Here is a 21,869-nt window from a genome sequence, read left to right on the forward strand (position 1 = left end):
ATATTAACCCGGGTTAAAGTCCCGAAGATTTATCATCATGCAAATGTCATTTGAAATTTAGGCCTTTAGCCTTTTACGAATGCGGCTCAACGATGGGCCTTCTATCCCCAAATAAGAGGCGATATGGTACAGCGGCACAGCATCAAAAATATCGGGGTGGATATCCAGCATTTCGCGGTAGCGTTCTTCGGCAGTTTTGAATAGGAAGCCCTCGGTATTGGTCATCACAGTATTCAGCGCGGCTTCGGCATACAGGCGGCCAAAGCGTTCCCAGGCGGGCGAGGTTTGGTAAAGGTACTGCAGGTGGTCGTAATGGATGTAATAAATATCCGCAACCGACATGGCCTCGGTATAGTACTCGCAGGCTTGTTGGTTCAGGAAACTTTTATAAGGGCTCATGAACTGGTTGGCAGTGAAGAAAAGCATGTTCCGCTCGGTAGAGGTGCGGTCGTCGAATCGGTAAATGCGAAATACACCGCTGAGGATAAAGCCAAGGTGCTTACAAACATTGCGGTACTCGTTATAAAACTCGCCCTTTTTGTAAGTTTTATGATGCCAGTAGGGTAACGATAGCGCAAAGTCTTCCTCGCGCATGCCCGAAACTTCCATAACCGACTTTTTTAGCTGCGCGATAGGTTCCATTGATTTTGTTTTTAGGTAAAGGTAAACCTTTAAAACGGGTTATTGCTTTTTCTTCTTCTGCTGAGCCAGCATTTTTGCCTTCGATGGGCTGCCTTTGCAGCAACTCTTTTTAGGAGCCAATGGGTTTTGCTTAGCTTTTTTCAGGCTATCTGCCAATAGCGGAGTTTTGGTATCTGCTGTGTTTCCGTTGGCAAAACTCAAGCTTGCGCAGAGGCAGGCAATCATTATCAAACCAAAGTATTTTTTCAATTTCATGTTTTCTATCATCAAATATCTTTAACGCACCTGAAGCCTAAATTATTGGAGCCGCTGCTTACTTCGCCTTTGCCGCGGCTGCCGGTTTTAAAACGGATGCAATATTGCTCGCTGCAAATAAATGAGCCACCGCGTTGTACGCGTTTAACCGCGCCGGGTTCATCAGGGTCGTAGCTGTCGGTAGGGCCCAGCGGGTTGTTGGCGGGGCTGTGTTGGTAATAATCGGGGCGATAAAAGTCGCTGCACCATTCCCATACATTGCCATCCATATCGTATAAGCCATATTTATTGGCCGGGAATTTCTTAATAGGGGCTACACCTTTGTAGCCATCTTCGGCCAAGTCTTTATCCGGGAAGTGCCCTTGGTAATTATTGGCCATCCATTTGCCGCCGGGGTGCAATTCGTTCCCCCAATAGTAGGTGCTGTTGCCGCCGCCTGCGCGTGCCGCGTATTCCCATTCGGCCTCGGTAGGCAGGCGCTTGTTTGCCCATTTGGCATAGGCAGCTGCGTCGGTGTAGCAAACATGCACTACAGGGTAATTTTCCCGCCCTTTAATGCTGCTGTTTTTTCCTTCGGGATGTTGCCAGCTTGCTCCGGCAATGTATTGCCACCACTGCATAGCATCATTTAAATTAACAGGATGTTCAGGCGGCGTAAATACTGCCGAGCCGGGCACCAGGTCCTTTGGGTCTACCGTTGGGTAGTCTGCCGGGTTTAAGGCCTGTTCAGCAACGGTTACATAATTGGTGGCTTTTACAAAAGCAGCAAACTCGGCATTGGTAACCTCGTGTTCGTCCATCAAAAAATCACCCACAGTAACGCTATGCAAAGGGCGCGCATCGGTAAAAGTAGAATCGATTGCGCCCATGGTGTAGGTTCCGCCCTTTATCAATACCATACCTGCAGGCGCAGTTGTTGGCTGCATTTGGCTGGCCACCGTGTCGGCATTTTGTTGCGCGGCGGGCTTACCGGCATTGCCACAGCCCCAAGCCGTTAGGCATAGCAAGGCGATGGCGCTATTTGTAAAGCTTATCTTCAATTTCTCGTTCTATAATTGGTTTAAACAGGCTCCATTGAAAAACTTTACCGAGCTACCCTTTGTGCATCTTTGTGTTTTTCTCTTTGTGCCTCTGTGGTAAAATTAACCACAAAAAATTATTTACCGGTCAAAAAAAACTCTGTGGTTAAATAACTAACAACAATGTTGCGATTGGTTATTTAACCACAAAGGGCGCAGAGTTTTACACAGAGGTTCGCAGAGAGATTTGCAAATTTGTTAGAGGAGTTTTATTGCTGGACTTCGATAAACAGCTTTGTCAACCATTTTACAGGCTCTGTGCATCTCTGTGTTTCTCCCTCTGTGTACTCTGTGGTAAAATTAACCACAAAAACTACTGCTCGTAAACCTCTTTTATCCAGGTTTGGTATTTGGCTTTCAGTTTTTCTACTATCTCGGGGTTGTTAGCTGCCTCGTTAACCTTCTCGCTGCTATCGCGTTTTAGGTTTATCAGCATGAACTTGTTAGCATCCAATTCCTCTTTTTTCGATTGGATGGGGTTGTGCAGCAGTTTCCAGTCGCCCTCGCGCACTGCCCATTGCGGGTCTTCTTTAGAGCCAAGGCTTTGCCAATAAAATACCGGGTGCGTAGTTGGTGCGCTTGGCGATGCGATAACAGGCACCAGGCTAACACCATCTAATTTGCGCTCGGGCAGTTTTATACCGCAATATTCGGCAAGCGTGGGGTACCAATCTATATTGGCAGCAAACTGGCTGCGTATTGCATTGGCTGCAATATGCCCGGGCCAGCTAATAAATGCAGGCACTTTAACACCACCCTCGAACACGCTGAATTTTGAACCGCGGTACGGTCCCGCGTAACCACCGCCGCCGAAAGCTCGTTCCTCTTCCGAGTGCCCCTGATCGGCCTGGAAAACTACGATGGTGTTTTTGGTTAGCCCCAATGCGTCGAGCTTCTTCAGCAGTAAGCCAATTTTTTCGTCCATGGTAGATATCGATGCGGCATAAAACCTGCGCGGGATAGGCAGGTTCTTATAATGATCGAGCCATTTCTTTTCACCCTGCAGCGGGTAGTGCGGCATGTTAATGGCGAAGTACATAAAGAACGGCTTGCTTTTGTTTGAGGCCATGAACTTGCCTGCCTCGTCAACCATCATATCCGGGAAGTAGTGGCCAGCCTCCCAAATTTCGGTACCGTTGCGCCATAGGTCGTGCCGGTTGGGGCCACCCCAATAATAAAAGTGCGAATAGCTATCTATACAGCCGCCCATAAAGCCGAACGAATAGTTAAAGCCTTGCTGATTAGGCATGGTTTCGGGGTTATAGCCTATGTGCCATTTACCAATATGCGCCGTGTTGTAGCCACCGGCCTTAAACATTTCGGCCATGGTGAACTGGCTACCCGGCATGCCGCCACCTCCATAAGCGCCGGCAGCATTATCAACCAAGCCCGCGCGCTGCGGGTAACGCCCGCTTAACAACGATGCCCGCGATGGCGAACAAATAGGCGATGCAGCATAAAAGTTGGAGAACCGGGTGCCAGAGCGCGCCAACCTGTCCAGGTTAGGCGTTGTAAGGTCTTTGGCACCGTAGATGTTCAGGTCGAGGGTGCCCTGGTCGTCGGTATAGATAACAATTACGTTAGGCTTTATTGCCGGTTTGGTTTGGGCAATGGCGTTAGCTCCGCCACACAGCATCAGCAACGCTGCAAAGCCAAGGGTTAGTTTATTAGTATTCATAGATGAGGGTTTTTAAAACCAGTTAGGGTTTTGCGCTAAATTAGGGTTTAACTGTATTTGGTTACTTGGTATGGGCCACAAATAGTCGCGGTTTTTATTGAAAGTGCGGGTGCTCCTTACGCGGTCAAGGTAGTCTAATATGGTGCCGTTGTTTTCTATTTCGGCAGTCTTCCAGCGTTTAATGTCGCTGTAGTAGAGTCCCTCAAAAGCCAGCTCTACGCGGCGTTCGCGCCTTATTACATCTCGCATTTGGCTTTGCGTTAATCCGGGCGTTATCTCCGGCATGTTTACCGATGCCCGCTTACGTATTTTGTTCAGTGCATCATAAACAGATGCATCGGGCCCGCTGGCTTCATTTTGCGCTTCGGCATAAATGAGCAATACTTCGGCATAACGTATAAAAATAATATTCAGGTCGCTGTTGTTAGCCTTTGGGGCAGGTTGCGCATCGTCATCGGTAAGGTTGGTGTATTTTTTCAGGCCGAAACCGGTGGTAACTACGTTAGAAGCGGCCGTTACTCTGCCGTTAAATTTATAACCTACGGGGTACATAGTTTGCAGCAAGCGTGGGTCGCGGTTGTCAAAAGGTTTGGCCGGGTTGTACAATGGCGATGTTTCTTTGGTCAGTCCATCCGTCATCAGGTAAACATCCGCAAGGTTTTTAGTGGGTGCCGGGCGGTTAAGCGTGTAACTGTCGTTATCCATGTTATTTAAAAAGCGGGGCGACTGGTACTCCACGTTAAAAATAACTTCCGAGTTACGCTCGTTGGCCACCAAAAACATGTTACGGTAGTGCGGGAACAAGGTGTAAACGTTCATATCCATCAATGCTTTTGCGGCTGTGGCAGCCTCGGCCCAGCGGCCCGTATAAAGCAAGGCCCTTGCTTTTAATGCCATAGCAGCGCCTTTGGTTACACGCCCAAGATCGGTACCTGCGGTGTAGCTGTTGGGTAATGCAGGGATGGCTTCGTCAAGGTCTTTTATTATTTGGGCGTACACCTCGTCGGCCGTATTGCGCGGTAGCGTGGCCTGGGTGGCTACATTGGGTTCGTCGGTTATTAGCGGCACGCCGCCAAAGCAATCAACCAGCCCCAAGTAATAAAAGGCACGCAGGAATTTAGCTTCGCCAATGGTGCGGTTTTTCAGGTCGTCGGCCATGCCGGTAACTCCGCCTACTTTAGCCAAAAAGGTATTAGCGCGGCCTATGCCGCGGTAGCCCTGTGTCCAGCGGCTGGTTATTAAGGCAGTAATGGGCGTATGGGCACCACGGGCAATGGCATCGGTACCATTGGTTTCGTTGTAGGCCAAGCCGTTAGAAGTTATCATGTCGGTTTCGTAGAACCAGGTCTGGCAATCGTACAGGGAGTTATATATGCCCGATAGTCCCGCCAGCGCATCTGCCTGTGTTTTCCAAAAAGTGTCTTCGCTATATTGGTCGGTCGGGTTTACTACCAAGTCGTTTTTACAACCGGGATTTACAGTAAGGAGTATAATGATGAGTGGGATGTATATCTTAAGGTTTTTCATCGTGCTTGATATTATAATGAAACATTGATGCCGGCGGTAAACGTTTTTACCGTTGGGAATTCGTAGAAGGTAGAACCTGTGAGGTTCTTCTCCGGGTCGAAGCCTTTAAGCGGGGTAAACGTGAGGAGATTTTGGCCGTTAGCAAATATTTTGGCCTTCTTGATGCCGATCTTATTTACCCAACGCTCGGGTAAGGCATAGTTAAGCTGGATATTTTTCATGCGCAGATAGGCGGCATTTTTTAACCAGAAGGTAGAACTGCGGTAATTCTCGGTTTGGCTGCCTTCTACAGTAGTTACTATGGGCAGGCGGGCACCGGTGTTAGTAGGTGTCCACGAATCGGTAACCCACTCTTTAGTTACCGATGTGCCGAACCAAAACGGTTGCGCACCAATGTTTTCGGTATAAGTATAAACCGTGCCTACCCCCTGGAAGAAGGTGTTAAGCGACAGGCGCTTGTAGCTCAGGTTTACATTGAACTGGTAGGTTAGTTTTGGGATGTTGGAACCCTGTATTGTACGGTCGGCCTCTGAGATGGCGTTATCACCATTCACATCTTTATACTTTAAGTAGCCCGGTTTGGTATTAATGTTTTGGAACGGGCTTGAAGCAATCTCGGCAGTATTTTGGAATATACCTGCAGCATTTATTAAGTAGTAAGAATTAATAGGGTAGCCCTCGGTAATAATGTTTCGGCCGTTGTATATTACGCCGCCTTTAAGATCAACCACCTTGTTTTTTACATAAGTGATACCGCCCGATATACCGAACTGAAACTCTTTTATTTTGCCATTGTAACCAAGGTTCAACTCTACGCCGGTGTTATCTACCGTGCCTATGTTTTGGATAGGGCCTGTTAAAGCGCCTATCTGGTCGGGGATGGTAACTGCGTTCAGGATATCGGTGGTGCGTTTTTTAAATACCTCCGCCGTAAAGTTAAGGGTGCTGTTGAACAAGGTAGCATCAAGCCCTATGTTGGTAATAGTTGTGGTTTCCCAGGTGATGGTGGGGTCGTTATAAGCAGTAACTGCCGCGCCCGATGATACCGTAGTGCCGAAAGGGTAATCGCGCCCGAGCGTAACGAGGTTTACATAGCGGAACAGATCGATGTTTTGGTTACCCAGCTGGCCCACAGATCCGCGGAGTTTCAGGTCGTCTATCCAATGGATGTTCTGCATGAAAGCTTCTTTATTAATTCTCCAGCCCAGCGAGAACGATGGGAAGAAACCCCATTGCCTGCCCTGTGCAAAACGCGAAGAGCCATCGTACCTGAAGTTAGCCTCGGCCAGGTATTTTTCGTTGAAGATATAATTCAACCTGCCGAAGAATGAGCTAAGTTTTGATGATGCGGATGTGCCCCCCACCGCAGGGTTAGACGAACCCGCATTTAACTCGTAAAGCGTATTGCCCAAATAACCCTCGTTGCGCGCAAAGAACGAGCGGTTGCTAAAGCTCTCGCGGCTGTAACCGGCCAATGCTTTCAGGTTGTGCTTGTCGCCAATGTTGCCTTCCCAGTTAAGGGTGTTAAACAAGGTTGTATTCAGGCTGCCCGGGTTGGTTTGGCGGGTGCCGCGCTGGCCCTGCCCGTCATAGGGGATCAGTTGGGTCTCACCGGTTTTTACCTGGTAGGTATATATTTCGGGTACGAACTGCGATATAAAGTTATCGCCTTTGTTTACCGCGCCGTTTATTTTATAGGTAATATTAAAAGGCAGTTTATACTCTGCAAAAATATTCAACAACACCTGCTGTATTTTGCTGTTGTTTTTGCCTTCGTCGGCTAGGGCCAGCGGGTTCCTGAAAATGTTGTGCCCCGGTGTACGGATGAATGTATTGGCGTAGCGCCCGTCGGGCAGGTACGTAGGGTGGAAAGCCTGGGCTTTAAAGGTCATCTCCATCAGGTTGGCCACACCGGCAACGGGTTCGTTAATATCCTTGTACGATGCATTAAGATAAGCGCCTATCTTCAGCCTGCTGCTTACCTGCGCTGTAGTGTTATAGGTTAAGGCGTAGCGTTTAGAGTTGGTGCCACGCAAAACGCCATCCTGCGACAGGTAGTTTAGCGATAATGCGTAAGTAAGTTTATCCGTCCCGGCAGAAAAACGGACATCGTGGTTTTGCATATTGCCCGGATTGAACATGATATCCAGCCAATCGTTATTGGGGTAAACATTCTTATCGGTAAGCATGCCTGCTTTGTACTCGGCTATCAGTGCGTCCGAGTAATCAACCACAGCTTTACCTTCATTTTTTTGCGCCTGGTTGCGCAACTCCATAAACTGAATTGGGTCTTTTACAAAGTCGGGCAGGTAGTTTACGTACTGGTTGCCGGTGTAGTAGTCATAATCTACACTGAACTTATCTTTTTTGCCGCCTTTGGTAGTGATCAGTATAACACCATTGGCCGCCCGCGAACCATAGATAGACGCCGAAGCCGCATCTTTGAGTACTGATACACTTTCGATATCTGCCGGGTTAACATTCTCCAGCGCGAACTCTATACCGTTCACCAATACTAATGGGTTGCTGTTGTTAAGCGTGCCCACACCCCTTATACGCACGGTGGCCACATCGCGCCCCGGCTGGCCGCCGGCCTGGTTTACGTAAACACCTTCTACACCCTGCAATAATTGCGATGCGTTGGTAAGAGGGGCGTTCTCCTGCTTCTTCATATCTACGGTAGATATGGCTCCGGTAAGGTTCACCTTCTTTTGTACGCCATAGCCTACCACCACAACCTCGTTCAGAGCCGAGCGCGTTTCGGTAAGGATGATGTTGAAACTCGAAGCACTTGCGGGTACCTCCTTGGTTTCGAACCCGATGTAACTGAAAACCAGCGTTTGCTTAGTGTCGGGTACGGCCAGGCTGAATGTTCCGTCGGGCTTGGTCATTACCCCGCGGGTGGTGCCTTTTACAGATACGCTCACGCCCGGCAGAGGTATGTTATTGGCATCGGTTACCTTACCGCTAATGGTAATATCCGCAGGCGAAACCGGGCGCAGCTCTTGTGCGGGTTCGGCATCGCGGCGTTTTACCACTATGGTATTCTGCTGTATAACATACGTTACGGGCTGGTCGCGGAATATCTTGTCAAGCACGGGACCAATGGGCTCGTCGTTAACGTTTATGGTTACCGGCTTGGCCTCTTTAAGTACCGATTCGTCGTAATAAAAGCCGTATTGGCTCTGTTGCCGTATGGTTTTAAATACTTTTTGCAACGAGGCATCTTTGGCATTAAGCGTAATGCGTTGCGCATACGATGATGCGTGCACCTGTAGCAGCGCGGTTAGCATAAAAATGAAGATAAGTTTCACTCTTATAATGATTTTGGCGGGCACGCAAAAGGCACCCCTGCATATAAATGCATGATATTTTTTATACATTTGATCGTAAGGTTAATTGGTCGGTGTGTTAATTGATCAACGATACTTGCAATGGCTTTGGCCACCGGCCTGAAGCGTTGCCGCGCTTCAGGCCCTTTTTCAAGATCATTTATTAAGCTGTGTATGGTAGAGTTACGGCATAACAATGATCCTCCTCTCCTGAATTTTAAAGTGTACAGATCCGGTAGATTCTATAATGTTGAGCACATCTTTCACGTTGCCGAATTTGGAGATGGTGCCCCCGAACGACCGTCCCTCAAAGTTTCCCTTGTACTCGATATCCACATCATACCAGCGCGATATACGCGTCATGAGGCTGTAGATACTCTCGTGCGAGGAAGATAGGTAACCATTCTTCCAGGCAATGGCATCTTCGGCATCGGGCATGTTAACTATCCGCATGGCGATGCCTTCGGCATTTATAGCCTGTTGGCCTGGTGTTAGTATCTCGGTTTGTGAGCCTTTGCTTATCGCAATTTTACCCTCCAATAGGGTGGTTTCAGCAGTTTTTTCGTCGCTGTAGGCATGCACGTTAAAGTGGGTACCCAGCACCTGTATTTTTTGCCCCGGCGTGCTTACTACAAATGGCATGGCTTTGTTTTTGGCCACCTCGAAGTACGCTTCGCCCGTAATTTCTACCGCGCGCTGGTTGCCGGTAAATGCAGTTGGGTATTTTATGGTAGATGCTGAGTTTAGCCAAACCTTAGTACCATCGGCCAGTATAAGGCTATAGGTGCCACCACGTGGTATGCTCAGCGTATTGTAGGCAGTTTGCCCGGTTTTATCGCCGTTGTTATACTGGATAGACCCGTTGGTATTTTTAACAACGGCAACATCGCCCTCGTTAGCGATGATCCCCGCCGATGTGCCGTCAAGTACAACCTGCTTCCCGCTGGCCAAAGTAAGTACGGCTTTGTTGCTGCCGGGTACAATGGGTTTGCTTTTTGCAATTGAGGTACCCGGAGCAGGCAGTTGCGTGGTATCGCGCCATAGCCAAATGCCCAGGCCTGCAAATACCAATATCGCGGCAGCATATTGCAGCCATTGCTTGTTCAGGCGTTTTACACGCGTTTTGTCTGCCGTAATATGCTGCCACATGCGCCCTTTGGCAGCATCCATCTCGGCAAGGTCGGGTTGGGTAGGCTTTTCGCGCAATTGCTGCAGGTGCCAGCTTTCTACCAGCGCCTTTTCTTCGGGCGTGCAGATTCCGGCGCGGTACCGTGCCAGCAATTCTTCCGGGTTATATTTGTTAGTCATTTTTTGGGTTCGATAATTGGCGAATGGCAGTGCCGCTGGTATAAGGGCTTGGTTGAGGCCCGCGTTTACTCATTCTCGGGTATAAGTAGGTTAACCGTGGCGCAGGTAGTAGGTGGAATGAAAATATTTTTTCGGTCAGAAAAAAAGGAGTACAGAGATAAGCGTCCCCAACTTAAGGCGCAGGATCTTGATGGCGTTGCTCACCTGCTTTTTTACCGTTTTATCAGATATATTCAGATGCAAGGCTATTTCTTTTTGCGATAGCCCATTTTTGCGGCTCAGCTCGAACACTTCGCGCATTTTTGCCGGCAAAGCTTCAATTGCCAATTCTATCTGGTTGGCCAGTTCTTTTTCAATAATAGCGCTATCAGGTGTTGCCTGCTGCTTTTCGAGGAAGGCGCTAAGCGAGGCAAGGTGTTTTTCTTTCACCTTTTCATGGTCCAGCAGGTCGAATATTTTATATCGGACCGCCGCATAAAGATAAGCCGATAGGCTGCTGTTCAAATCTAATTCCGGGGCGCGGTTCCAAAGGTCGATAAATACATCCTGTACAATGTCTTCCGCACCATCTGCATGCCACGAAAATTTTGTTGCATACAAATAAAGTACCGCCCAATACCTGTCATAAATTTCGGCAAGGGCCCGCTCGTCGCTTTCTGCAAGCAACAAAAACAGGTCATTGTCCGACGTATTTCTGTAGGGGCGAACCACGTTAGATTAGTTAATTACCGGGTAAACAGTTTAAAATTGGTGCTGCAAGTTATGTAATAATTATAAAAAACAATAGCTGGGCACTATTTTAAAGCGATGTGTAAATATAAGCATGTGTTTTAGCCTTACCGTTTTAGCATGCAAATAATTGCCTTTTAGTTTAGGGGGATGATAGCAGCTAAAAGGTTATCGGCCGCTAAATACAAAATGCACACCTATCGGTACATAAACTTTCTTATGCGTTTTCATCTGCCCGCAGATATTATAACTTTGAGAACCAGTTATAAGCTGTCGCCCCGAAAACAGCACTAAATATTTAAGAATATGCCCGAGGATAAAAAGCTACGCAGTGCAGAATGGTTTGGCCGTAAAGGCAAGGATGGGTTTATTTACCGCGCCTGGATGAAAAACCAGGGCATCCCCGAGTACGAGTTTAAGAATAAACCTATCATAGGCATCTGCAATACCTGGAGCGAGCTGACACCCTGCAACGCGCACTTTCGCGACCTGGCCGAGTCGGTTAAACGCGGCGTGCTGGAGGCTGGTGGTTTCCCGGTGGAGTTTCCGGTAATGTCGTTGGGCGAAACGCTGATGAAACCCACCGCCATGCTCTACCGCAATTTGGCCAGTATGGATGTAGAGGAATCTATCCGCGCCAACCCCTTGGATGGTGTAGTGTTGCTTTGCGGTTGCGATAAAACCACCCCTTCGTTGGTAATGGGCGCCTGCAGTGTGGATCTGCCCACTATTGTAGTTTCGGGCGGGCCAATGCTTACGGGCAGGCACCGCGGCGCATCCATCGGCACCAGCGATATTTGGCGTTATCATGATGATATACGGTCGGGCAAAATAATGGACGAAGAGCTGCTTACCATCGAGGCCGCCATGTGCCGCAGCCTGGGGCATTGTGCGGTGATGGGCACGGCATCGTCTATGGCTTGTATGGTCGAGTCGTTGGGTTTATCTCTACCCGGCAACGCGGCCATCCCGGCGGCAGATTCACGGCGGAAGGTTTTGGCGCAGTTGTCCGGACTGCGCGTTGTGGATATGGTGAGGGAGGATATGAAGCTTTCAGATATCCTTAAGCGCGAGGCATTCGAGAACGCTATTCGGGTGAACTCGGCCATTGGCGGCTCTACCAATTTTGTGATACACCTGTTGGCCATTGCCGGCAGGATAGGCGTTCCGTTAAAGCTGCTGGACTTTGACCCATTGGCTGCCAATGTGCCCTTGCTGGCCAACATCCAGCCCGCCGGTAAATATTTTATGGAAGATATGTTTTATGCCGGTGGCTTGCCCGTGGTGCTGAAGGCGCTGGATAGCCTGCTGCACCGCGATGCTATGACGGTTAACGGTAAAACAATCGCGGAGAATTATGAGAAGGCAGAGTGTTATAACGATGATGTGTTGGCCACGCTCGATAAGCCTTTCAATAGCGTACCGGGTTTGGCTATATTAAGCGGAAACGTCTGCGAAGCCGGAGCGGTAATAAAGCCCTCGGCAGCCAGCGCGCATTTGATGGTGCACACGGGCAAAGCGGTAGTTTTTGAAAATATAGACGACTATAAAGCAAGGATAGATAGCGATGAACTGGAGGTTGACGAAACCAGTGTGCTGGTGTTAAAGAATGTTGGCCCCAAAGGTTACCCAGGCATGCCGGAGGTGGGCAATATGGGTATCCCCAAGAAACTGCTTGATAAAGGCATTACAGATATGGTGCGGATATCCGACGGGCGCATGAGCGGCACCGGCTTTGGTACCGTGGTATTACACGCTTCGCCCGAAGCTGCGGCAGGCGGTAACTTCTCGGCCATCCAAACAGGCGACCTCGTTACATTGAATGTACCTAACCGATCATTAACGGTGAACCTTACAGAGACCGAACTTGCCGAGCGTAAACGTAATTTGAAGCCCGGTGAACCGGTGGCTACTCGGGGCTATGTTAAATTGTATATCGAGCATGTAGAGCAGGCGCACCTTGGGGCCGATATGGATTTTTTACGGGGCGGTAGCGGCAGCAAAGTATCTAAAGATTCGCATTAAAATACAACAGGCATATATGACAGCGAGAACATTTGAAGGGCAGGTAGCCATAGTAACAGGAGCAGGGCAGGGCATTGGGTACGAAATTGCCAAACAATTGGCGCTGAACGGTGCCGACGTGTTGTTGAACGATAAAGACGAAACCTTATTGGCAAAAGCCGTAGAGGCGATTAATGCCGAAGACAGTAATTGCTCGGCATTGTCGGGCGATGCTTCTGACGTGGGTTTTATTCAGCAGTTGGTAGATGCTGCCGTGGAGCGTTATGGTAAACTCAACATCGTAATAGCCAATGCGGGTATTACTTTGTTCTGTAACTTTTTGGATTATCCTGTTGACTCGCTGCAGCGGGTGATGGACCTTAACTTGCGCGGCACTTTCTTTTTGGCGCAGCGGGCGGCAAGGCAAATGGTAAAACAGCAAAGCGGCGGGCGCATTGTTTTCATGTCGTCGGTAACGGGTCACCAGGCTCACCGCGACCTTGAGGCCTACGGAATGACCAAGGCTGGCTTAGAGATGCTGGCCAAAAGCCTTGTGGTAGAACTTTCCCAATATCAAATTACGGTGAACACCATAGCACCCGGCGCAACCCTTACCGAGCGCACCATGGAAGATGCCGGTTATAAAGATACTTGGGCCAAACTTACACCCATGGGCCGCGCAGGTACCGTACAGGATGTAGCGAACGCCGCATTGTTTTTGGCCTCGCCATTATCGGGGCAAATTACAGGGCAAAATATTGTTGTTGATGGTGGCTGGAGCGCCGTTAGCCCGGGACCGGGTTGAAATCATTATTAGCTTATATTAATCTATAATAGATATTAAAGCCGGGTTATTTTTTCTTGCCTGTAAGAAAGGTTGGGAGTGTAACAGTCAAATTGAAACCAAAAGCAAATTGATCTTTGAGAAATACCAAGTCTCCTTGTTCAAGTTTGCTGAACCTTATGATTGGTTCTATCACTACATTGTCTTTAGTTCCGGGTAGGGTTAAATAGAATCCAAAACGTGCGCCCAAGTTAGCCCAATTGGGTTGTAGGTCTGCGTTAATGGCAAGGTCGAATCCAAACGGGAAGTTATTATTAGGGTAAAAAAGTACCAAGGGGAGTTCGGCGTTTACAGCAAACTTCCTCTTAGCTTTTTGCGCATAGTAGCTTGTCGGGTCGTACTCATTTATAGTTTTACCATTAGTTATAACGGTTTTTGTAAGAATATTTGCTGTTATTAAGTCGGCCGCTTTAAAATCGTGATTGTTTGAGATTTTTATTGTTGGCGAAAAATACCAATTAGCTTTAGGGCGCGCCCATAAAACGTTAAAAGATGCCGAGCCGCTCCAATAATTATCATCAAAATTCCTAACAAATTTTGAATCATGAGCAGTAGAGTCATAAATTGGATATTTTGTGGTGTTAATTTTTGCGCTAAAATTGAACCAGTTATAGATAACTTGATGGAATGGCAATGTTAATTGCACTCGATTCAGCGTATCTAATTCTTTCCGATGCCAAAAATTGATAGCTATATCATCCCGGTTGTTATTTAAGGCTTCAATTGACATCCTTTTAGCAGCTAAATTATCTGCGTCAAAAGTGCTGGGCAAATAGGTGCGGTATTTGGCAAGTAAAGCAAGATAGGATTTGATAACCTGTTCGTAAGAAGCTACCATTCCAGAAGGAATTCGATCGTTTGAATATATATAAATGCCGTAAGTATCAAAAAGTTCAGCGAGTTGTTTAACCTCCGTTTGAACAATTGTACCGTTTCTTAGGCCTGAGTAATACTCATGCAGTCGATCCATTTTATCGTATAAATCTTGCCGGGGGTTACCTACAAGGGTAGCGCTATTGCACGATGGGAAATAAAAAAAATTCAGCCCTGCATTGAGCGTTTTGTTGTAATGTCCGCCGGAAAATACATCCACAAAGCTATTTGTTGATTGCCCTCCAAGGGTTACCTGTAGAGTGTAGTTTTCTCTGTCGCGGATGTTGCCGAAAAGTGATAAACCTTTATCATCTATACTGGCCGATGTGATTCCTCCCTTTCCATCCTTGTAAGTTATGCCGCTAACTGTATTTAGTACCGAATCTAAGCGTTTAACAAAGTTCGAATCGGTTATAAAGTTCTCCGACTTTAAAGGGAAATTAAGGATGTTGTTAATTTTTATCTGCAGGTCTTTCGTTTGGTTATTATAAACCTGAGCTTTTAAGTTCTCAGCAGACAATATTAAGATCGTAATCATAATTATGATCTTAAATAGTTTAGAATAAAGCTTTTTCATTCGAGTTTAAGGTTAAGGCTCCTCTAATATAGTCTTAAATAGTTGATTTGGAAAAAAAAGTAAAATTCTTTAAGTGAGTCAGTTATAGACGGTGTCACCTGATTTTGAGCCGTTGCCAGACGGTTTGTTTTTATCAAGCTTTGAGTGTTTACGTTTGTCAGAATTGAAATTAGCTACAACAAAAAAGTAATTATTGCCTTTTATAATTGATAAGTAAGCTGCTTAAAAAACAACAACTTATGAATTATAAAAAATATCTATTGATGTGCCTGTTTGTTATAGGCATTTGTTTCGGCGAGGCTAAGGCTCAAAAGCTGGATGGCGTTTTTGGCGGGGCGCAATTGTATACCACCCCTTTTAACGGTATGCAGATAAGTTATTTTTCGGTTTATTTCCGGGCCGATGGTACCTATACCGATAATATGAAAAGCCGCACCTGGCGTACAGATGTTACGGGAAAATACAGTATCAGTGGCGGTGCGGTGCATTTTGTTTACAAGAAGGATAACGAAACCTACAAAATAAACAGCAGTGGTAACCTCGAAAGTACACAAGGCATCAGGCATACGCTTTATAAAATGAAGGCCATAACCAGCATACCCGCCGGGGCATTTGAACGCAAGTCGGCATCAAGCAGTGGGGGTATTGGTACCAATATGCCTTATGTGGGCGCATTCTCGTCCGATTTTCTTTTCTTCGATGGTAAGGGCAATTTTTCGGCAGATCGTTCCAGCGTTGTAGGCGTTATGGGCGAGGTTGCCACAGGCGGCAGTATTGGCGGAAAGTTCAGCAATGACAAGTCGACCGCGGGTACTTACAAACTTAGTCCGGGCGAAATAACGCTGAGTTTTAACAATGGCAAGGTAGATAAGCACAGCCTGTTTTACAGCCCGCCTGCCGAGCAGGATATGATAGTAATGGATGGCGATTTTTATTTCCGTAAGGATAAAGATGAGTTGGTCAAAGAGCGCCCAAACAGATCGGTAAAGAAGAGTACGGGTAGTAGCAGTACCACAACCAGTAACAATTCTGCTTCATCGGATGCCGGCGTATCAGCGGGAGAATTGTTAACCAAACTTCGCGCAACTTATGGTGGAGCCGCTATCGATAAAGTAAACACCGTAAAGGAAACATCAACCATAACCGGCAACATGCAAGCTACCGCCATAACCGATATTGCTGCACGGAAATTCCGCCTCGAAATAAGGCAGAACGGGCAATTGCTGATGGTGAAACAAGCGGCAGGGGTCGATAGCTGGCAATGGGTAAAAGGCGCGAAAAGTGCCCTGTCTGAAAAGGACAAAACCGATATGGAACTAAGCCTTTATCAGGGCGTAATGGGCCTGCATAAAAACCTGAACAACTATTTTTCTACCGCTACCGTGGCCAAATCAAAAGGTGATAATATGGTAACCTTTTTAGTAAATGGCAACAAGGTAATTTATTTGATAGATGCCGGCGGCAACATCAAAGCAAACGCTTATTCGGTTGGTGGTGCAGCAAACTATTCGGTATACCGAAACTTTGTGGCCAAAGGCGGCATCACCTATCCATCAGTAACAGAATCATCCGATGGAAAAAACAAGCTTACCGTAACCACAAACAATATAGAGTTTAACCCGGTGCTGACGGCCGATACATGGAAAACGCCGTAAAGAAGTCTCTGTATTTGAGCATTTCTACCAACCCGGTAGGGTTGAAAGCTTTGTAGAAAATTAACCAACCGAGACTTGGAGTGCCGTAGGTACTCAGCAAGACCGAGTTCAACACCTAACGGCGTTGAAATATTGTTTACTATATTTTCTACAAAGCTTTGGTCCCTAACGGGACGTCTGGCACTGGGTTAAGGACAGAAGCTGTTTGAGCGCACATTAATTTAGCTTATAAGCCGCTACCGACTTGCCATAAAATGTTGGTACGTAAATTATTTTGGCTTTTGGGTCGTAGCCTATGTCTGCGGTTTTGTTGTTCGATTCGTGGGTGTCCAGCAGCAGGTCTTTGGTGCCATCGGCATGTACGTAATACAGGTAGCCCACCCACGATGTAACCAGGAAGTCGCCATTGCCGATGGGTTCGATGCCGTCACCGCCGTATTCGAGCGTGCAAATTTTGGTGGCGGTTTTATCGTTACCGGCAAGGTATATGCCGTCGGCAGTGAGCACGTATATTTTATCATCAACCGCTTTAATGCCATTTATGCCTTTAAGCCCTTCTAAAAACAGGGTGTATTTATCGCCTTCTACTTTGTAGGCGCTGCCATTCCGCGGGTCGGTAACGTACACGATGCCGTTTTTATCGGCAGTTACATCATTAAGCCCCGGGTTACCGCTAAATGTTATTTTATGATCGATAAGGCCTTTTTTAATATCCACTACCACCAATTCGTTCACATCGGCAACGTAAAGTAAATTGCCTATTTGCGCCATGCCTTTTGGTGCCTGCAGCCCGGTTATCCAATCGGTTTTAAGCACTTTACCCGCCGGCGAAAGTTGTGCCACACCGCCTTTACGAGCTGTCGGATTCTTAGGGTCGCCTATTTGCGAAACATATAATACGCCTTTGCCCGGCAATACCGATTCGGGTACTGCCAATATGGTGTCAGTTTGCCATAGTTTAGTTACAGCGTGTTGTGCCCTGGTAACGCTTGTAAGCAATAAAAAGCAGAACACCATAAAGGTGTTTAAGGCAAATGTTTTCATGAGGTTTCGATAGATATGCGTAAATATATAAACTCGGACGCATAAAAACCGGCCATCCTAAAAGAGTAATAGCCGGTTAAGAATTAGTTATGTCTTGGGTACGCCAACAGGGCCCTATAGCCCAGCTACGGTAATATGGCCGCCGGAATTGAAGCCCTTAATTGAGCTTGTACGCGACCACCGATTTGCCTAAAAATGTGGGCACATAAATTATTCGCGTTTTGGGGTCATATCCTATATCGGCGGTTTTGTTTTTTGTTTCGTGGGTGTCTAAAAGCAGCTCCTTCGTGCCGTCGGCTTTTATGTAGTACAGGTATCCCGACCAGGCCGTTGCCAGGAAATCGCCGTTGCCAATAGGCTCAAGGCCATCGCCGCCATGTTCCAATTCGGCAAATTTGGTGGCTTTTTTATCATTCCCGGCAAGGTACATGGCATCGCCTCCGAGTACGTATACCTTATCGGCAACGGCTTTTATCCCATTGATACCTTTTATGCCTTCTAAAAACAGGGTGGCTTTATCGCCTTCGATTTTGTAAGCAGTACCATTTTTAGAATCTGTTACGTAAACAGTGCCCTTTTTATCCGCCGTAACATCGTTCAGCCAGGCAGCGCCCGGTATGGCTATCTTATGGTCGATAGCCCCTTTTTTAATGTCAATCACTGCTACTTCATTCAGGTCGGCAACGTATAGCCTATCGCCAACACGCGCCATGCCTTTCGGCGCATTCAGTCCGGTTATCCAGCTGGTATTTTTTATTTTACCATCGATGGAAACGGTACCAACACCACCTTTGCCGTCTGCCGCCCAGGCATCGCCGTCGATGAGTGAAACATACAATACATCTTTTTCGTGCAGAACCGATTCCGGAATATTTAAAACAGTATCAGTTTGCCATAATTTGGTTACCGAATGCTGCGCTTTAGCCATGCCTGCTGGTAATATAAAAAGTAAGGCAATAAAAACACGTGGTGCAAAAGCAGGTAATTTCATAGGTAGGTTTGTTTTGGTTTGAAACAAATATAACGTTGCGGCGCTAAGGTTGCATAACATTTTATAAACCAATGTTTATTGCGTAAGGTGGTGTTATTCCATAAAAAAACCGGCCATCCCAAATTAGGAATAGCCGGTTAAAAAAAATATACATGAAACACCCCTCGCGGGTATTAGCCTTAACTGTTTCCGGTTAAACGGAAACTTTGAACCACTGGGTTCAAATATTTTAAATAAAAATGTTAAGCGAAATGATGGGCCTCCTAACCAGGAAACCGTTTTGTGGGGCTGTAAGAAAAATACTAATTTAAACCAACCAGCGGCAAAATAGCTGGTTTACACCAACTGATAACTGTGCCTTGGTTTGGGGCTGGGCGCAGGTGAAAGCGGTTTGTATAGTTTGCACCGAAGCCGAATAGCTAAAGCCTCCCTGAGGGAAGTATGGCGTAACGGGCAAAGGCGACTTTTTGCTGAGAATAAGGCGCGGCCTGCTCAAAAACTTGAAGTGGCCGGCATGGCGTTCGCCCTGTTTTGCATCTTTAACGGCAACAGAATGCTCGTTAAGGTTTTGACGGAAAACATTGGGGCAGGCAATTACATACAAACAGGCAAATACAAAGTACAGTGCAACTGTACAAATGGCAAGAGGCCTAACATATATTGGTCTGCGGGGAATAAACACCTTGTTATGTAATTGTACCAAAATTATTTATAGCGTATTGGCTTAATGCAATTATAAGGTTAAATAATTATTAAGCAAAACAAAAAAGCCACCCCAATTGCTTGAGGCGGCCCCGAGAGAGATATAAAAAAAGAGAGATGAGCTTTATTTGAGTGCCCGGTTTACGGCGTTGATGAGGTATTCCTTTTTATCATCAGAATATTCCCAAAACATTACGCCTGCCATATCGCGTTTCATTACGTAATAACACTTCTGCCTTACCGACCATTCATCATCATACGAAATGAACTGCTTGGTTTCGGCATTGAAGATGTAGGGCGCGTCGGCATCGCGGTCGCGGTAGTATTTAAAGCCTTTTTGGGTAAGCAGGCTATCTTTAATATACGTATAGCCGCCGCCACGCATATAGCCATCTGTTTTTAACCCCAACCCCTGGCGCAGCACATCGGTAACCTTGCGCGAGCGGCCATAGAAGGCCATCCCCATCACCAGTTTATGAGCAGGTACGCCGGCTTCAATAAAATCATTCACAGCTTTATCGGCATAGTTGGCGGTTTGGTAAACTTTTGATGGGTATAGGTTTGTATGATGCACGGCAATGCCCAAGCTGTCCTGGAAATAATCGTAAGTCATTAGGTTTACGTAATCGAGGTAACGCTGCACCTTATCCATTTCGGTATTTTGGATAAAGCGTTTAAACCCGCCGACGGCCGCCGTAAGCAGCATCTTTTTGCCGGTAACGCGTTCTACTTCGTCCAGCTCGTTACGCAATGCCTCGAACATCAGCGTGAAGTTTTGTTTATCCTCTTTGCGGTAGATGTTGCCGTTGCCAATATCGTTAGGGTATTCCCAGTCTATATCTACACCATCCAGTTGGTAGGTTTTTACCAGGTCGGCGGCGCTTTTGGCAAATGCACGGCGTGAGGTATCGGTAAGTACCGCGTCCGAAAAATTGCGGCTCCAGGTCCAGCCGCCTATGGAGATAAGTATCTTCAGGTCGGGGTTTACTTTTTTTAGGTTGCGCAGTATGCGGAAGTTAACTGTATCGGTTTTGCGGCGTTTCAAAAAGGCGCGGTTGTTCTGCACATCCACAAAAGCGTAGTTAATATGGGTAAGCTTATTGGCGTTCACCATGGTGGTATCTATCAGCCCGCGGTAGCCGCCTACGTAGCCTATTATAACGCGCTTGGGTTTTTTGGGCTTGGGCGGGTTCGGGTTCACCATTGCCGATAGCGCTACTATGCAAAGCAAGGCAGAGGCGAGCAGCAGGGGCTTAAATTTAATTAATGTTTTCATTTTCGGGTATCAATAGGGTTAGTTAGGTTTAAATTTTAAGGCGGAGGTGTTTCTTTTCCATTAGCCCCACCAATGCTATCAGCACAAATGAGGTAAGTACCGAACGCAGCAGACCCGTGGCACCGGTATTAATTACATCGGGGTATTTGGTGATAAAAAGCTTGAGGATAAATACCTGGAAATAGGGCATAAGGTAACAGGTGAGTGTGCTGGTACCGGCAGGGCGAATCCAATTGAATAAATTTTTATTGCCGCGCACATCTACCCAATAAATAAACAGCAGGAACACCAGCAAGGTAATGCCACTGCAAATAAGTACCCATGCAGGTGTAGCGTGTATTTTTGATATACCTTGTGCGAAGGGCCTAATGGCAAAACCGGCGGCCAACAGGCCAATACCTATAGTAATAAACGTCGCCCATAGCCTTTGCGGTTTACCTTGTTCTGCCAGTAAAGCATACAGCCGCGATGCTACAATGCCGCCCATTATTAAAGCTTCCGAGGCGCCATCGCCAACCAGCCAAAGCCTGAATTTTGGCGCCATGCTATGGCCGATGATATTAAGCGCAATAAGTGCCGCCCAGCAGGTAACCAAATAGGCCAGCTTTTTTCGGAGCACGTAATATAAAACTGCGCATGCCAAATACGCCCAGCCAATAATACCCAATATACCCCACCAGCCGGGGCGCATGCCGCGGGCAACCTCATCATCGTCGCAGCCTTTGTAGATGATGGCCATGGCTAACAGTATGGCTACGCCTAAACCTATCAATAGGTTTTTGCGGGTTTTGGCAAGCGTTTCGGGGTAATCCATCCATATTAAAAAGAAGGCCGTAGTAATGATGAGTGCCCAAACAGCTTTAAGCAGCGGGGCGGTGGCTTCGTCGTAACCTTCGAGGTTTACATGGTAAAAGCCCATTATTAATAAAGCCGCGCTGCGGATGAAAATATAAAACAGTACCTGCACCGGGCCGTCGCCTTTTTTGATTCGGTTGTTTATAGCGAAGGGCAACGACAAACCCACGATGAACAGGAATGCCGGAAAAATAGTATCGGCAAAACCAAGCGCATCGGCATCACCCGGGGCGTGCCCTATCCATTCGGGTATTTGTTTTATGCCATCGGCATCGTTCACAAATATCATCAGGAACATGGTGAGCGCACGGAGCACATCGATAGATAAAAGGCGTTTTGGTAATTGCGGCATGCGTAAATTTAGGGCTTGTTAAAGCTGCCGCAAATTACGGCCGCCCGTTTTAAATATACGCAACACGCACCACTACATTTACACTACAGCGATGGGTATTTAAGTATAAATGTGCTCGAAACTTACCATCAGTAGTGTTATTGTAG

17 protein-coding genes are annotated in these 21,869 nt (G+C 47.0%); 3 read left to right on the forward strand and 14 right to left on the reverse strand.

Annotated features, from left to right (window positions below):
* Positions 1-57: 57 nt before the first annotated feature.
* The 8 genes from BC343_RS23815 to BC343_RS23850 form a co-directional block, all read right to left on the reverse strand.
* Entirely contained in the window at positions 58-642 is a 585-nt protein-coding gene (locus BC343_RS23815) for a Crp/Fnr family transcriptional regulator (protein WP_078350303.1), read from the reverse strand.
* A 39-nt stretch (positions 643-681) separates the two neighbouring features.
* A complete protein-coding gene (locus BC343_RS23820) occupies positions 682-897 on the reverse strand; it encodes a hypothetical protein (RefSeq protein ID WP_143822326.1) in 216 nt (71 codons plus the stop codon).
* A gap of 11 nt (positions 898-908) precedes the next feature.
* The gene (locus BC343_RS23825) at positions 909-1,937 is read right to left on the reverse strand and encodes a formylglycine-generating enzyme family protein (protein WP_238381847.1); all 1,029 of its coding nucleotides are present in this window, start codon (positions 1,935-1,937) and stop codon (positions 909-911) included.
* Between the two features lie 352 nt (positions 1,938-2,289).
* Positions 2,290-3,654: a sulfatase-like hydrolase/transferase gene (locus BC343_RS23830; protein WP_078350305.1), complete on the reverse strand. Its 1,365-nt coding sequence runs from the start codon at positions 3,652-3,654 to the stop codon at positions 2,290-2,292.
* Positions 3,655-3,666: 12 nt separating this feature from the next.
* Positions 3,667-5,181, reverse strand: coding sequence for a RagB/SusD family nutrient uptake outer membrane protein (locus tag BC343_RS23835; protein WP_078350306.1), 1,515 nt, complete (start codon positions 5,179-5,181; stop codon positions 3,667-3,669).
* 11 nt (positions 5,182-5,192) lie between these two features.
* Entirely contained in the window at positions 5,193-8,474 is a 3,282-nt protein-coding gene (locus BC343_RS23840; RefSeq protein WP_143822327.1) for a TonB-dependent receptor, read from the reverse strand.
* A 222-nt stretch (positions 8,475-8,696) separates the two neighbouring features.
* On the reverse strand, positions 8,697-9,821 hold the full coding sequence (locus tag BC343_RS23845) for a FecR family protein (protein ID WP_078350308.1): 1,125 nt from the start codon (positions 9,819-9,821) through the stop codon (positions 8,697-8,699).
* A 135-nt stretch (positions 9,822-9,956) separates the two neighbouring features.
* Positions 9,957-10,532, reverse strand: a complete 576-nt coding sequence (locus BC343_RS23850; protein ID WP_078350309.1) for an RNA polymerase sigma-70 factor — start codon at positions 10,530-10,532, stop codon at positions 9,957-9,959.
* A gap of 324 nt (positions 10,533-10,856) precedes the next feature.
* Between BC343_RS23850 and BC343_RS23855 the strand changes: the two genes are divergently transcribed.
* Complete coding sequence (locus tag BC343_RS23855; protein ID WP_078350310.1) at positions 10,857-12,575, forward strand: IlvD/Edd family dehydratase; 1,719 nt, start codon at positions 10,857-10,859, stop codon at positions 12,573-12,575.
* Positions 12,576-12,591: 16 nt separating this feature from the next.
* The gene (locus BC343_RS23860) at positions 12,592-13,359 is read left to right on the forward strand and encodes an SDR family NAD(P)-dependent oxidoreductase (RefSeq protein WP_078350311.1); all 768 of its coding nucleotides are present in this window, start codon (positions 12,592-12,594) and stop codon (positions 13,357-13,359) included.
* Between the two features lie 46 nt (positions 13,360-13,405).
* On the opposite strand, the gene BC343_RS23865 is transcribed toward BC343_RS23860, so the two are convergent.
* Positions 13,406-14,848 carry a hypothetical protein gene (locus tag BC343_RS23865; RefSeq protein ID WP_078350312.1) on the reverse strand — a complete coding sequence of 481 codons (1,443 nt, stop codon included), beginning with the start codon at positions 14,846-14,848 and terminating at the stop codon, positions 13,406-13,408.
* Between the two features lie 239 nt (positions 14,849-15,087).
* Between BC343_RS23865 and BC343_RS23870 the strand changes: the two genes are divergently transcribed.
* Positions 15,088-16,503 (forward strand): hypothetical protein, encoded by a 1,416-nt coding sequence (locus tag BC343_RS23870; protein WP_143822328.1) that lies wholly within the window; start codon positions 15,088-15,090, stop codon positions 16,501-16,503.
* 216 nt (positions 16,504-16,719) lie between these two features.
* Here the strand turns inward: BC343_RS23870 and BC343_RS23875 are convergent, their stop codons facing one another.
* The 5 genes from BC343_RS23875 to BC343_RS23895 form a co-directional block, all read right to left on the reverse strand.
* The gene (locus BC343_RS23875) at positions 16,720-17,547 is read right to left on the reverse strand and encodes an SMP-30/gluconolactonase/LRE family protein (protein WP_078350314.1); all 828 of its coding nucleotides are present in this window, start codon (positions 17,545-17,547) and stop codon (positions 16,720-16,722) included.
* A gap of 157 nt (positions 17,548-17,704) precedes the next feature.
* Positions 17,705-18,538, reverse strand: a complete 834-nt coding sequence (locus tag BC343_RS23880; RefSeq protein WP_238381848.1) for an SMP-30/gluconolactonase/LRE family protein — start codon at positions 18,536-18,538, stop codon at positions 17,705-17,707.
* Positions 18,539-18,845: 307 nt separating this feature from the next.
* Positions 18,846-19,142 carry a hypothetical protein gene (locus tag BC343_RS23885; RefSeq protein WP_078350315.1) on the reverse strand — a complete coding sequence of 99 codons (297 nt, stop codon included), beginning with the start codon at positions 19,140-19,142 and terminating at the stop codon, positions 18,846-18,848.
* 222 nt (positions 19,143-19,364) lie between these two features.
* Positions 19,365-20,516 carry a glycoside hydrolase family 18 protein gene (locus BC343_RS23890; protein ID WP_078350316.1) on the reverse strand — a complete coding sequence of 384 codons (1,152 nt, stop codon included), beginning with the start codon at positions 20,514-20,516 and terminating at the stop codon, positions 19,365-19,367.
* A gap of 28 nt (positions 20,517-20,544) precedes the next feature.
* Complete coding sequence (locus BC343_RS23895; protein ID WP_078350317.1) at positions 20,545-21,723, reverse strand: DUF5009 domain-containing protein; 1,179 nt, start codon at positions 21,721-21,723, stop codon at positions 20,545-20,547.
* Between the last annotated feature and the right edge of the window lie 146 nt (positions 21,724-21,869).

Origin of the sequence: Mucilaginibacter pedocola (assembly GCF_002013915.1) — a bacterium.
Classification (GTDB): domain Bacteria; phylum Bacteroidota; class Bacteroidia; order Sphingobacteriales; family Sphingobacteriaceae; genus Mucilaginibacter; species Mucilaginibacter pedocola.